This window comes from Micromonospora sp. NPDC047467 (genome assembly GCF_040643095.1).
In the GTDB taxonomy this organism is placed as follows: domain Bacteria; phylum Actinomycetota; class Actinomycetes; order Mycobacteriales; family Micromonosporaceae; genus Micromonospora.
In genome coordinates this window covers 554,784-568,585 of record NZ_JBEYTO010000004.1, presented here as the reverse complement: position 1 = coordinate 568,585, position 13,802 = coordinate 554,784, and the positions used below count along the sequence as shown (strand labels likewise).

Genomic DNA, 13,802 nt, shown 5'->3' with positions numbered 1-13,802 from the left:
TAATGCTAGCGAAACAAACAGATCAATGGAATAGCCCGTCATCACTGCCTGGCGGGCAGCGACGTTCACAGTTGTCGATTAGGTTGGCGTGGCGTACACCCCGATGGAGGGAGTCCACACCGTGCGACGTGTCCTCACGGCGGCCACCGCCGCCCTGACCCTCACCACCGCCGGCACCATGCTCGCCGGCACTCCTGGCCAGGCCGCGCCGACCGCCTGGGGCCGGCCCGTCGTCACGGTCGCGCCGCAACCCGGCGCGCCCGGCCTGGGCGACAGCTACTTCCCCGACTACGGCAACGGCGGCTACGACGTCTCGCACTACGACGTCCGGCTGCGCTACGAGCCGGCCACCGACCGACTCACCGGCACCACCACGATCCTCGCCACCGCCACACAGGACCTCTCCCGGTTCAACCTGGACTTCCTGCTCGACGTCGAGTCGGTGCGGGTCAACGGCTGGGAGGCCAGCACCAGCACCGAGGGCGTGCACGAGTTGGTGGTCACGCCGGCCCGCACCATCACGCGAGGCCAGCAGTTGACGATCGTGGTGCGCTACGACGGCATCCCGTCGGAGACGCTGGTCGGCGGCTACACCGGCTGGACGCGTACCGACGACGGCGCGCTCGCGGTCAACGAGCCCGAGGCGGCGTGGTGGTGGTTCCCGAGCAACGACCACCCACTGGACAAGGCCACCTTCGACATCTCCGTCTCGGTGCCCACCGGGGTCGAGGTGATCAGCAACGGCGTGCAGCCACGGCCGCCGCTGGCCGAGGCCGGCAACCGCACCCGGTGGATCTGGCGGACCACCTCCCCCACCGCCACCTACCTGGCCTTCATGGCCATCGGCCAGTACGACATCGTCACCGACACCACGCCGAGCGGCCAGCCGGTGATCAACGCGTACAGCACCTCGCTGGGCGCGCTCGGGCCGGCCGCGCGGGCCAGCATCGAGCGGACCGCCGAGATCGTCGACTGGTGCAGCGGGATCTTCGGCCCGTACCCGTTCGAGGCGCAGGGTGGCGTGGCCGGGCCGGTGGACGGCATCAGCTTCGCCCTGGAGACGCAGACCCGACCGGTGTACGGGCCGGGCTTCTGGCGTCGCGGCGCCAACACGTACGTGGTGGTTCACGAGAACGCCCACCAGTGGTTCGGCGACTCGGTGTCCGTTGCCGAGTGGCGCGACATCTGGCTCAACGAGGGCTTCGCCTCGTACGCCGAGTGGCTGTGGTCGGAGGAGCAGTGGGAGGGCACCGCGCAGGAGCTCTTCGACTTCACCTACGCCAGCTACCCGGCCGATTCGGAGTTCTGGCAGGTGCTGCCCGGTGACCCGGGTGCGGCTCGGATCTTCGACAACGCCGTCTACGACCGGGGCGCGATGGCCCTGCACCAGCTACGGCTAGCCGTCGGTGACGACGCGTTCTTCGAGATCCTGCCGACCTGGGCCACCGAGCACCGGTACGGCAACGGCACCATCGCGCAGTTCCAGGCCCTGGCCGAACGGATCTCCGGACTGGACCTGGACGACCTGTTCACCACCTGGCTGTTCACCGCCGGCCGACCCGACGTGGCCAGTGCCGCCCGCAAGGCCGCTCCGCCGGCCGAGCCGAAGTCCTGGGTCAAGATCCGCGAGTCCCACCACCTGCTGTCGCACTAGGCACGACCCGTCGACCCGTCGACCCGTCGACCCGTCGACCCGTCGACCCGGAAGGCCCGCCGCCCACGCGGTGGGCCTTCCGCGCGTCCAGCCTCGACTGGTTGATCGACTCCATATCGCCGACATCGCGGCATCCCGATAACTCGATACCGCGATGTCGGCGACCTGGAGTCGATCACCGCGCGTCGATCACCTGGCGGGACACGGCCGAACCGACCAGCCCCGAGCCGGACACCGCCGAACCGGGCCGGGCGGGTGCGATGGCACAGACCGCGCCGCTCGGCCGGGCGATACGCGCCACCCTGAACGCCACCCGTCGTACCGGATGGCGCGGTTGCGGCACGACCAGCGTGAGGGTGGTCGCGCGGTTGCGCTGGCGGTCCAGGGCGACCGCCGCCGCCACTGTGGCGATCGCCGCGGCGGAACCGGCGAGGATGAGTGTCTGGCGTGGTCCGGCGTGTTCGGCGAGCCAGCCGAGCAGTGGAGCGCCGACCGCAGCGGAGACCGAGCCGGTGACCGCCAGGGCGGCGAGCACCCGGCCCCGCATCGCGCCGTCGGTGTCGAGTTGGGCGCGGGTGCCGACGGTGGTGTCGATGATCACCGCAGCGGCGGCGATCGGCAGGATGATCGCGGCGAAGCTCCAGGTCCCCGGTGCGAGGCCGGCGACGATCTGCAGTCCGCTGGCGAGCAGGCCCGCGGCGACCAGGGTCCGGTAGCCCAGTGAACGCCGACGGGCCGCGACGAACGCGCCCAACACCGTCCCGACGGCGAACACGGTCGACAGGAAACCGTAGCCGGACGCGCCGGCGTCCAGCGGCCCGTCGCTCATCGCCGCCATCGTGACCTGGTAGTTGCGGCCCAGGCTGCCGAGCACGAACGACAGGGCGAGCGCGAGGAGCAGCACCGGCTGCCCGCGCAGGTAGGCGAATCCGGCGCGGGCACCGCCGCGGGTCGGGCCCGCGCTCGGCACCGCCTGAGCGGGCAGGGCCCCCGGTCGTATGGCGAACAGCGCCACCACCACGGCGGCGAAGCTCGCCGCGTTGATGCCGAACAGCAGTCCGGGGCCGACGGCGGCCACCACGACGGCGCCGAGGCTCATGCCGAGGATGCGGCCGGCGGAGTTGGTGAGCGAGCCGAGCGCCAGGGCATTGCCCAGCGTCTCCCGGTCCACCAGCGTAGAGGCCCAGCGTCCCATCACCGGGCCCTCGATCGCCGAGACAGCACCGGTGGCCAACGAGATCGCGAAGATCAGCGGCATGCCACCTACCCCGGTCAGGGCGACCGCCGCCAGTCCGGCGGCGAGTGCCGCGTGGGCGACCTGGGCAGCGATCAGCAGCGGGCGGGCGGGCAGACGGTCGGCCAGCACACCGCCCCAGACGCTGAGCAGCAGGGTGGGCGCCGCCTGGAGCAGGACGGTGAAGCCCATGGACGTCGCCGAACCGGTTGCCTTCAGGACGTACCAGTTGACTCCGAGGACCTGCATCCAGGTGCCGATGACGGAGACGAACCCGGCGAGGGCCCAGATCCGGTAGTTGCGGTGGCGCAGCGCGGCGAAGGTGGCACCTCGGGCCACGACGAACCTCCAGCGATCGGCTGCATGATCATTCATGCCGATCGCGGCGCGGTTCGGCAGCCGACAAGTCTTGCCGGCCTAAACCCATTTGCCCAGGTTTGTGAGTGGGTTCACCAGCGGAGACGTCCGGCCGGTGGGCAGCGCTGCCGCCACACCGACCGGACGCACTCAGCTCACCGCGCGGCGAGAGCCTGCGCGGCCGGACCCACCGGGGCCGGCAGAGCACCGACACCACCGAGGTAACCGTGGATGGCGGCGGCCACCGCACGACCCTCGGCGATGGCCCAGACGATCAGCGAGGCACCCCGGTGCATATCGCCGGCCACGAACACCCCGTCGGCGTCGGTCTGCCAGTCGTCCCGGGCGTCGATGGCGCCCCGCGCGTTGCGGGTCACGCCGAACTGGGCCAGCAGCGGCTGCTGCTCGGTGCCCTCGAAGCCGATCGCCAACAGCACCAGATCCGCCGGCAACTCCCGCTCGGAGCCCGGCACCACGGTGACCACCCGCCGACCGTCCTGCTTCTGCACCGTCACCTCGGCGATCCGGACCGCCCGCACCTGGCCGGTGCCGTCGTCCACGAACTCCTGCACCGCCACCGCGAAGACCCGCTCGCCGCCCTCCTCGTGCGCCGGGTAGCTGCGCAGGAGCCACGGCCAGGTCGGCCACGGGTCCCGCGCCTCGTCGCGCTCGCTCGGAGGCTGCGGGTACAGGTCGAGCTGGTGCACACCAGCGGCACCCTGCCGGTGCGCGACACCGAGGCAGTCAGCGGCGGTGTCACCGCCCCCGATGATCACCACGTGCTTGCCGGCCGCGTCGATCGGCGTGCCGTCCGGCAGCACCGCCCGGGCCGCCCGGCCCTCGCCGGTGACGGCGGTGCCAGGCAGGTCGGTGGCCGCTGCCGCGACCGCGCGATTGGCCGCGACCAGATGCGCCATCGCCTGGTGTACGCCCCGCAGCGCCCGCCCCGGGGTCTCCGGGGTGTCCCGGCCCTGCAACGCGCCGCAGGCCAGCAGCACGGCGTCATGCTCGGCGCGCAACTGCTCGGCGGTGACGTCCACGCCGACGTTCACGCCGGTGCGGAAACGCACCCCCTCGGCGGAGAGCTGCGCCAACCGGGCGTCGACGTGCCGCTTCTCCAGCTTGAAGTCCGGGATGCCGTACCGGAGCAGGCCACCGATCGCGTCGTCGCGCTCGTACACCGTCACCGCGTGACCGGCGCGGGCCAACTGCTGCGCGGCAGCGAGGCCGGCGGGCCCGGAACCGACCACGGCGACCGACCGGCCGGACGGCGCCGGCACCGGGCGGGGCAGGAGGCCACCCGCCGCGGCAGCGTCGGCGATCTCCACCTCCACCTGCTTGATGGTCACCGGCTGCCCACCGGCGATGCCCAACACGCAGGCCGCCTCGCAGGGCGCCGGGCAGAGCCGGCCGGTGAACTCCGGGAAGTTGTTTGTGGCATGCAGCGACTCCACGGCGGCGTCCCAGCTGCCGGTGCGGACCAGGTCGTTCCAGTCCGGAATCCGGTTGCCCAGCGGGCAGCCGTCGTGGCAGAACGGGATGCCGCAGTCCATGCACCGGGTCGCCTGCTCGCGGACCAGTTCCTCGCCGGCCGGCGGGTACACCTCACGCCAGTCGCTGATCCGCACCGACACCGGACGGCGGGCCGGCAGTCGCCGGTCGTAGCGCAGGAAACCGTTCGGGTCAGGCACGGGCCACCTCCTGGGCAACCACCCGCGAAGCGGGCGGCACGGGCGCGGCCGAGGGTGCGCTGAGCGCGCCCATCACCGCGTCGTCGACGTCGAGGCCGGCGGCTTCGGCGGCCCGCATGATCTCCAGCACCCGGCGGTACTCGCGGGGCACCACCGCGGTGAACTCGGCCACCGCCTCCGGCCAGCGCTTGAGCAAATCCTCGGCGACCGCCGAACCGGTCTCGGCCACGTGCCGCTGGACCAGCTCGTGCAGCAGGGCCTGCTCCTGCTCGCCCAGCGGCGTCAGGTCGACCAGCTCCGCGTTGACCCGGGACCGGTCCAGCCGGTACACGAACGCCGTACCGCCGGACATGCCGGCGGCGAAGTTACGGCCGGTCGCGCCGAGCACCACCACCGTCCCGCCGGTCATGTACTCGCAGCCGTGGTCGCCGACACCCTCGACCACCGCGGTCGCGCCGGAGTTGCGCACCGCGAACCGCTCCCCCACCCGGCCACGCAGGAAGACCTCGCCGGCGGTGGCTCCGTACAGGATGGTGTTTCCGGCGATGATCTGGTCCTCGGCACGGTTGCCCGGCGCGGCGTCGGCGTCGAGGAACGGCGCGGCGGCGTCCGGGCGGACGATGATCCGCCCACCGGAGAGGCCCTTGGCCACGTAGTCGTTGGCGTCGCCGTGCAGCCGCAGGGTCACCCCGTGCGGCAGGAACGCGCCGAACGACTGCCCCGCCGTGCCGTGCAGCACGAACTCGATGGTGTCGTCGGGCAGGCCTGCGCCACCGAACCGGCGGGTCACCTCACCGCCGAGCATCGCGCCGACGCTGCGGTGCTCGTTGCGCACCGCCACCTCGACACGTACCGGCGTCACCTGGGCGGAGTCCCAGGCCTCGACGCTGGCCGCCTCCGCCCGGGACTCCGCAGCGGAGAGCACGGGACGGGCGAATGCGATCAGCTCGTTGTCCAGGGAGTGCTCCAGGCCGTGGTCCTGGGCGCGCACGCCACGCCGGGCGGCGCCGGCGGGCAACTCCGGCAGGTGCAGGACCGGCGCCAGGTCGAGCCCGTGCGCCTTCCAGTGCGTGACCGCCGGGGCCACGTCGAGCAGTTCGGTCTGCCCGATCGCCTCTTCGATCGACCGGAAACCCAGCTCGGCCAGGTACCCGCGGACCTCCTCGGCGAGGAACAGGAAGAAGTTCTCCACGAACTCCGGGGTGCCCGTGTACCGCTCACGCAGCACCGGGTTCTGGGTGGCGATGCCCACCGGGCAGGTGTCCAGGTGGCAGACCCGCATCATCACGCAGCCGGAGACGATCAGCGGCGCGGTCGCGAAGCCGAACTCCTCCGCGCCGAGCAGCGCCGCGATCAGCACGTCCCGACCGGTCTTGAGCTGGCCGTCGACCTGCACGGTGACCCGGTCGCGCAGCTTGTTGAGCAGCAGCGTCTGCTGCGCCTCGGCCAGCCCCAGCTCCCACGGGGTGCCCGCGTGCTTGAGCGAGTTCAGCGGGGACGCGCCGGTGCCGCCGTCGTGACCGGAGATCAGGATGACGTCGGCCTTGAGCTTGGCCACCCCGGCGGCGACGGTGCCGACACCCACCTCGCTGACCAGCTTGACGTGCACCCGGGCGGCCGGGTTGACGCACTTCAGGTCGTGGACGAGCTGGGCCAGGTCCTCGATGGAGTAGATGTCGTGGTGCGGCGGCGGGGAGATCAGGCCGACGCCGGGGGTGGCGTGCCGGGTCCGGGCGATCCACGGCCAGACCTTGTTGCCGGGCAGTTGGCCGCCCTCGCCGGGCTTGGCGCCCTGGGCCATCTTGATCTGGAGGTCGTCGGCGTTGACCAGGTATTCGCTTGTGACACCGAACCGGCCACTGGCGATCTGCTTGACCGACGAGCGGCGCAGCGGGTCGTGCAGCCGATCGACGTCCTCGCCGCCCTCGCCGGTGTTGGATTTGCCGCCGAGGCGGTTCATCGCGATGGCGAGCGTCTCGTGGGCCTCCGCCGAGATCGACCCGTACGACATGGCGCCGGTGGCGAACCGCTTGACGATCTCGGTGGCCGGCTCGACCTCCTCGATCGGCACCGCCGGGCGGACCCCGGTGCGCAGGGTGAACAGCCCGCGCAGCGAGCCGGCCTGCGCGGCGAGCGCGTCGACCTTCGCCGTGTACTGCCGGAAGACGTCGTACTGCCGGCTGCGGGTGGCGTGCTGGAGCAGGAAGACCGTCTCCGGGTTGAACAGGTGCAGCTCACCCTCACGGCGCCACTGGTACTCGCCGCCGACCTCCAGCCGGTCGGAGACGGCGGTGCCGGCCGGCGGCCAGGCCAGCGCGTGCCGGGCGGCCACCTCGGCGTGCACGCCGGTCAGGCCCACCCCGCCGATGCGGCTGGGGGTGCCCCGGAAGTAGCGGTGGATCAACCGGGTGTCCAGCCCGACCGCCTCGAAGACCTGAGCACCGCAGTACGACGAGACCGTCGAGATGCCCATCTTCGACATGATCTTCAGGACGCCCTTGCCGAGCCCCTTGGCGTAGTTGCGCACCGCGGCAGCCGGTTCGACACCGGTCAGCGCGCCGGTGGCGATCATGTCCTCCACCGACTCGAAGGCCAGGTACGGGTTGACCGCCGCCGCGCCGTACCCGATCAGGACGGCCGCGTGGTGCACCTCCCGGCAGTCGCCGGACTCGACGATCAGCGCCGCCTGCGTGCGGGTCTGCTCCCGCACCAGGTGCTGGTGCACGGCCGCGGTGAGCAGCAGCGACGGGATCGGCGCGAGATCGGCGTTGGAGTCCCGGTCGGAGAGCACCAGGATGCGGACGCCGTCCTCGATGGCCTCGGAGACGTGCCGGCAGATCTCGGTGAGCCGGGCCTTGATGCCGGCGGCACCCTCCCGGATACGGTACAGGCCGGAGACCCGGACCGCCTTGAAGCCGGGCAGGTCACCGTCCTCGTCGATGGAGAGGATCTTCGCCAGCTCGTCGTTGTCGATGATCGGATGCGGCAGCACGATCTGCCGGCAGCTCGCCGCACCCGGGTCGAGCAGGTTGCCCTCCGGCCCGATGGTCGACGCCAGGCTGGTCACCAGCTCCTCACGGATGGCGTCCAGCGGCGGGTTGGTGACCTGGGCGAAGAGCTGGTGGAAGTAGTCGTAGAGCAGTCGCGGCCGGGTGGACAGCGGCGAGATCGGGGTGTCGGTGCCCATCGAGCCGATCGGCTCGGCGCCGGTACGGGCCATCGGCGCGAGCAGGATCTTCAGCTCCTCCTGCGTGTAGCCGAAGGTCTGCTGGCGGCGCCGGACCGAGTCGTGGGTGTAGACGGTGTGCTCGCGGGCCGGCAGATCGTCGAGCTCGATCAGCCCGGCGTGCAGCCACTCGTCGTACGGCTGGGCGGCGGCCAGCTCGGACTTGATCTCGTCGTCGTGCACGATCCGGCCGGCGACGGTGTCGACCAGGAACATCTTGCCCGGCTGGAGCCGCCCCTTGGCGACCACACGGGCCGGGTCGAGGTCGAGCACGCCCGCCTCGGAGCCCAGCACGACCAGGCCGTCGGCGGTCTGCCACCAGCGCCCCGGGCGCAGCCCGTTGCGGTCCAGCACCGCGCCGACGATCTCGCCGTCGGTGAACGCCACCGACGCCGGCCCGTCCCACGGCTCCATGAGGCTCGCGTGGAAGCGGTAGAAGGCCCGCTTGTCCGGCTGCATGCCGGGGTCGTTCTCCCACGCCTCGGGGATCATCATGAGCACCGCGTGCGGCAGGCTCCGGCCGGCCAGGTGCAGCAGCTCCAGGACCTCGTCGAAGTTCGCCGAGTCGGAGGCGGCGGGGGTGCACACCGGGAAGACCCGCCGGATGTTGCCCGGCAGGTTCGGCGAGCGCAGCAGCGCCTCGCGGGCCTGCATCCAGTTGCGGTTGCCGCGGATCGTGTTGATCTCGCCGTTGTGGGCGATGAACCGGTACGGGTGCGCCAGCGGCCAGGACGGGAACGTGTTCGTGGAGAACCGGGAGTGCACGAGAGCGATAGCGCTGTCCACGCGCTCGTCGCGCAGGTCCGGGTAGAACGCCGGGAGCTGGTCGGGCGTGAGCATGCCCTTGTAGATCATGGTCCTGCTGGACAGCGACGGGAAGTACGCCGGCACGCCCCGCTCGGCGGTCTCCCGCTCGGCCTGCTTGCGCAGGCAGAACGCCACCCGGTCCAGGTCGATGCCGCGCAGCGGGGAGCCGGCCCGGCCGGCGGGCGAGTCGGTGAGCCGGTGCGCGGCGAGGAAGACCTGCCGGACCCTGGGCATCGCCGCCAGGGCGGTCTCGCCGAGCCCGGTCGGCTCGATCGGCACGTCCCGCCAGCCGAGGAGGTCAGCCCCCTCGACGACCGCGTACTTTTCGATGACCCGGCGGGCGCGAGCCTCGGCGGCGTCGTCGTCGGGGAGGAAGACCAGGCCGGTGGCGTACTCGCCGGCTGGCGGAAGCGTGACGTCGGCCACCGCGCGCAGGAACGCGTCCGGGACCTGGATCATGATGCCCGCGCCGTCGCCGGTGTTGGGCTCCGCGCCCCGGGCGCCGCGATGGTCCAGCCGGCAGAGCGCTCCGAGCCCGTTGGCGACGACCGAGTGCGACCGCCGGCCGTGCAGGTCCGCTACGAAGGCCACTCCGCAGGCGTCGTGCTCCTGCGCCGGGTCGTAGAGACCCTGGGCGGACGGGCGGGGGCCGGGCGTCGGCAAAGCCTGTGGGCTCTGCGGGTACGGAAAGGCCACCGGGCCTCCTGTCGTCACTCAGGTTGGATCATGGTGAGGGACGACGTCGGCCCGTGGGGTCTATTGAGTCTACGTTAGGGGGGTAAGCGCAAGGGCACTCAAGATTGATCACACCGTCCAGAGTCTGGGACGTGTAGTCTCGCGCGGTGGATCCGCTACACAAGGACGTCTTCGACCGTTTGGAACGCTTCTACGACGCTGTGCCCCGGGACGTCGCCGACGCGGAAGAACATGGCGCGTTGGTGCTGTTCGTCCGCGAAGGCACCGGCTGGCCGTTCTACGCCCGGCCCCGGATCGGCGCCAACGAGCCGCCGTCCCTGGCCGACATTACCTCGGTGCGGGAGCGACAGCGCAAGTTGGGCCTGCCCGAGGCCTTCGAGTGGGTGCACGACACCACCCCTGACCTGCTGGCGGTCGCCCGCTCTGCGGGGCTGAGCGTGCTGGAGGCGCCGCTGATGGTGCTCGATCCGGCCGCGCTGCCGGACCCGGCGACGCTGTCCGACGTACCGGTGCGGGTGCTGGCGGCGGACTCACCCGACTTCGCCGCCGACGTCGCCGCACGGCGGGCGGTGGCCGCCGTGGCGTTCAGCGCGGCCGGCACCGCGCCCGGGGAGGCCGGGCCGGCCGAACGGGACGCGGCGGTCACCGAGCTGGAGCTGGCCGCGCTGGACGAGGAGCGTGCCCGGATCGCCGACGGCCGACGGATCTCCGCCCTGGCCGGCACGCCGACCGAGGGTGCGCTGGCCAGCGGCATGGCGATGCGGGTGGACGACGTCGCGGAAATCGCCGGGGTGGCCACGCTGCCCGTCGCCCGCCGTCGCGGGATGGGCGCCGCGCTGACCGCCACCCTCGCCCGGGAACTGCTCGCCGCCGGCACCGACCTCGTCTTCCTGTCCGCTGGCAGCGAGGAGATCGCCCGGGTCTACCTGCGGGTCGGCTTCCGGCGCGTCGGCACCGCCTGCATCGCCGAACCCGCCGCCCTCATTCCCTGAGCATCGGGACGGGTCACGCCGGCGGACGCCACTGGGCGGCGGAGGCGGCGGCGCTGGAGAGCAGCCGCGAGTTGATCGTGCCGAGTGCGGCGTCCCGGGCGCGCAGCGCCAACCGGCCCCGGGTCTGGAGCACCGCCGACATGCGCCGGGTCTGCCGGACCACCGTCGCCGCCCGGGGGCGACGCACCCGGTCGTACGCCTGCACCGCGTCGGGCAGTCGGGCCTCGCGCAGCAGTGAGGCAAGCGTGGCGGCGTCCTCGAACGCCAGGCACGCGCCCTGGCCGAGGTGCGGCGGCATGGCATGCGCCGCGTCGCCGAGCAGCACCACGCCGCCCGGCCCGGCCGGGAAGCCGTACGCGCGGGGCAACGGGCGCAGCTCGCGGACCTCCTGCTGGACGAGGTCGGTCGGGTCAGTGGCGTCGAGTAAATCGGCGATCGGCGCCGGCCAGCCCGCGTACCAGCGGCGCAGCAGGGCTAGCTGGGTCTCCGGCGGCTCCGGGCGGGGCGCGCCGGCTGCGGTGGCCACCCAGTAGATGCCACCCCGGGTGGAGCCGCCCGAGGAGCCGCGCTCGCCCAGCGAGGCGGCCACGAACCGGTAGCCCGCGCCGAGGACCTCGCCGGCGATCGGCTGGTCGGCGGGCAGCCGGGGTGCCCGGTACCAGGGGATGACGGCACGCCAGGCGGCGCAGCCGGAGCTGACCACCCTGGATTCGGGAGCCAGTTGGCGGCGGATGACGCTGTCCGTGCCGTCAGCGGCGACCACCAGATCGGCCTCGATGGTGTGCCGTCCGTCGCTGACGCCCGGCCGCTCACCCGGCTCGACCCGGACGTGGCGCACGGTCACGCCGGTGCGCAGTTCGACGCGCTCGCCGAGCCCGGCGATCAACGCGTCGTGCAGGTCCTCCCGGTGCACCACCACCGGCATCCGCTCGACGGACGTCGGTCGAGGCTGCACCAGCCAGTGCCCGTCCGGGCGGCGGACACCGCCGTCGGGCAGCGGGGTGGCGATGGCGGCCAGGCCGGCGCCGAGGCCGAGAGCCTGCAACGCGCGCACACCGTTGGGCCAGAGCACGACGGCGGTCGGCTCGGGGCGGACCCGCTCGGCGCGGTCCAGCAGGGTGACCTGCCAACCGGAGCGGGCCAGCGCGCCAGCGACCGCGAGGCCACCGACCCCGGCACCGACCACCACCGCGCTGCGCATCGGTATCGGCCCCCGCTCAGCTGTCCCGGTCGGCGGGGCGTGCGCCGGTGGCGTCGGCCCGGTCGCCGTCGAGTGCCTCCCGCGTGCCGGCCGCCGTGCCGTCGGTCGGCGTTCGGTCGCCGGTCGCGGCCCCGCCGGTCGGCTCGTCGCCCTCGGCGCTGACGTCGTCGTCGGCCGGCTCGGGCGGTGCCACGCCGGTGTCCCGCCAGGCGTGGAACTGCTCTTCGCTGACCACCCGGTAGCCCTCCGGGGCGGCAGCCTGCGCGCCGGTCTCCCGCTCGGAGAGGTCGACCTGGGACAGGTCGGACGTCGCGGGCGGGGTCGGCGTGGCCGCCGCGCCGAGCGGGATCAGATACTCCCGGGGGCCGCGGACCCGCACGAAGTAGATCAACGCGCCGAGGAAGACCAGGGCCGCCGTCCAGACGTTGAGCCGGACACCGAGGATCTGGTTGGCGTCGTCGGTGCGCATCAGCTCGATCCAGAACCGGCCGACGGTGTAGCCCATCACGTAGAGCGCGAACGCCCGGCCCCGTCCGAGCCGCAGCTTGCGGTCCAGGATCAGGACCAACGCGACCACGCCGAGGTTCCACAGCGCCTCGTAGAGGAACGTCGGCTGGTAGAGGCCCGGTTCGAGGATCGGCTGGCCCGCGTCGTCCCGCAACGCGTGCCCCGGATTGTCCGGGTCCATCCGGTGGATCTCCAGACCCCACGGCAGGGTGGTCCGGCCGCCGAACAGCTCGTTGTTGAACCAGTTGCCGACCCGCCCGACCGCCTGGGCCAGCGGCAGACCGGGGGCCAACGCGTCGGCCACCACCGTGAACGGGATGCCGAGCTGTCGGGCCGCGATCCAGGCGCCGACCGCGCCACCGGCGACCGCGCCCCAGATGCCGAGACCGCCCTCCCAGATGGCGAACGCCTTCATCGGGTCACCACCGGCGCCGAAGTACTTCTCCGGTGAGGTGAGCACGTGGTAGATCCGGGCGCCGATGATGCCCGCGGGCACTGCCCAGACGGCGATGTCGAGCACCGCTCCCGGCGCGACACCCCGCTGGCGCAGGCGGCGCTCGGTGACCCAGCAGGCCAGCACGATGCCGACGATGATGCACAGCGCGTACGCCCGGATCGGAACCGGCCCGAGCTGCCAGACCGCGGTGCTGGGACTGGGCAGGGCCGCCTGGGGGGACAGCGAGGCGTAGGTCACGGGTGCACACGCTACCGCTGTCCGCCCCCACAGCGGCACCCCGGGCCACCGGTGGCCATCCCGATGACTTCTGGTTTGCGCCGCCGTAGGCTCTTTGTCCATGAGCACGCTCACCTGGGCGGTCGCCGCGGTCGTCACCGACGACACCGGCCGGGTGCTGCTCTGCCGGCAGGGCGAGCGCCGGTACGCACTGCCCGGCGGCCGGCTGCGCCCGGCGGAGAGTCCGGTGCGGGCGGCGCTGCGGGACATCCGCGCCGAGACCGGCTGGGAGATCGAACTGGTCGACCTGGTCGGGGTCTACCACCTGAGCAGCCCCACGGCGAACACGCTGGCCGGGCGTGCCGGGCCACTGCCGGACATCCTGGTGCACGTGTTCCGCGCACGCGCGGCGGAGATCGGGCCGAGCGCCGACCCGCCGCCGGGCTGCCGGCTGTCCTGGCACACCCCCACCGCGCTGCCCGAGGCGGTCACCCCGCTGACCCGAGCAGCCGTCGCCGACGCGGTCGCCGGCCGCTCCGGGGTGCTTCGCGACGGCTGGGGGACGCCCGGCTCCCCGGATCCGGCAGCGCCACCGGTAGCTGCTCACGCCAACGCGGGGCAGCCACCGGAGCAGCGCGGCGCAGTGGCGCCGGGCCCGCCACTGCGACAGTGACCGCACCGGCCCCGCACGCACCTCGATGCGTTCTCTGCCTGCGGGCAGGCGACCCGGCGGGCATCACGCGATCGAGCACCTACGCCCGCCC

8 protein-coding genes are annotated in these 13,802 nt (G+C 72.9%); 3 read left to right on the top strand and 5 right to left on the bottom strand.

The window, feature by feature from the left end; genetic code table 11:
- Window positions 1-121 precede the first annotated feature (121 nt).
- Window positions 122-1,654 (top strand): M1 family metallopeptidase, encoded by a 1,533-nt coding sequence (locus tag ABZ780_RS15115; protein WP_357011102.1) that lies wholly within the window; start codon window positions 122-124, stop codon window positions 1,652-1,654.
- Window positions 1,655-1,829: 175 nt separating this feature from the next.
- Here the strand turns inward: ABZ780_RS15115 and ABZ780_RS15110 are convergent, their stop codons facing one another.
- The 3 genes from ABZ780_RS15110 to gltB form a co-directional block, all read right to left on the bottom strand.
- Window positions 1,830-3,227, bottom strand: coding sequence for an MFS transporter (locus ABZ780_RS15110; RefSeq protein ID WP_357486341.1), 1,398 nt, complete (start codon window positions 3,225-3,227; stop codon window positions 1,830-1,832).
- A 173-nt stretch (window positions 3,228-3,400) separates the two neighbouring features.
- Entirely contained in the window at window positions 3,401-4,936 is a 1,536-nt protein-coding gene (locus ABZ780_RS15105) for a glutamate synthase subunit beta (protein ID WP_357486339.1), read from the bottom strand.
- Entirely contained in the window at window positions 4,929-9,665 is a 4,737-nt protein-coding gene (gltB, locus tag ABZ780_RS15100) for a glutamate synthase large subunit (RefSeq protein ID WP_357486338.1), read from the bottom strand. Before gltB ends, ABZ780_RS15105 begins: the two co-directional genes overlap by 8 nt.
- Window positions 9,666-9,811: 146 nt before the next feature.
- Between gltB and ABZ780_RS15095 the strand changes: the two genes are divergently transcribed.
- Complete coding sequence (locus tag ABZ780_RS15095) at window positions 9,812-10,657, top strand: GNAT family N-acetyltransferase (protein ID WP_357486336.1); 846 nt, start codon at window positions 9,812-9,814, stop codon at window positions 10,655-10,657.
- 13 nt (window positions 10,658-10,670) lie between these two features.
- Here the strand turns inward: ABZ780_RS15095 and ABZ780_RS15090 are convergent, their stop codons facing one another.
- Window positions 10,671-11,858, bottom strand: coding sequence for an FAD-dependent monooxygenase (locus tag ABZ780_RS15090; RefSeq protein ID WP_357011091.1), 1,188 nt, complete (start codon window positions 11,856-11,858; stop codon window positions 10,671-10,673).
- Window positions 11,859-11,874: 16 nt separating this feature from the next.
- The gene (gene lgt / locus ABZ780_RS15085; RefSeq protein ID WP_357486334.1) at window positions 11,875-13,059 is read right to left on the bottom strand and encodes a prolipoprotein diacylglyceryl transferase; all 1,185 of its coding nucleotides are present in this window, start codon (window positions 13,057-13,059) and stop codon (window positions 11,875-11,877) included.
- A gap of 100 nt (window positions 13,060-13,159) precedes the next feature.
- Here lgt and ABZ780_RS15080 point away from each other — a divergent pair, with 100 nt between their 5' ends.
- Window positions 13,160-13,711 (top strand): NUDIX hydrolase, encoded by a 552-nt coding sequence (locus ABZ780_RS15080; RefSeq protein WP_357486332.1) that lies wholly within the window; start codon window positions 13,160-13,162, stop codon window positions 13,709-13,711.
- The last annotated feature ends 91 nt before the right edge of the window (window positions 13,712-13,802 follow it).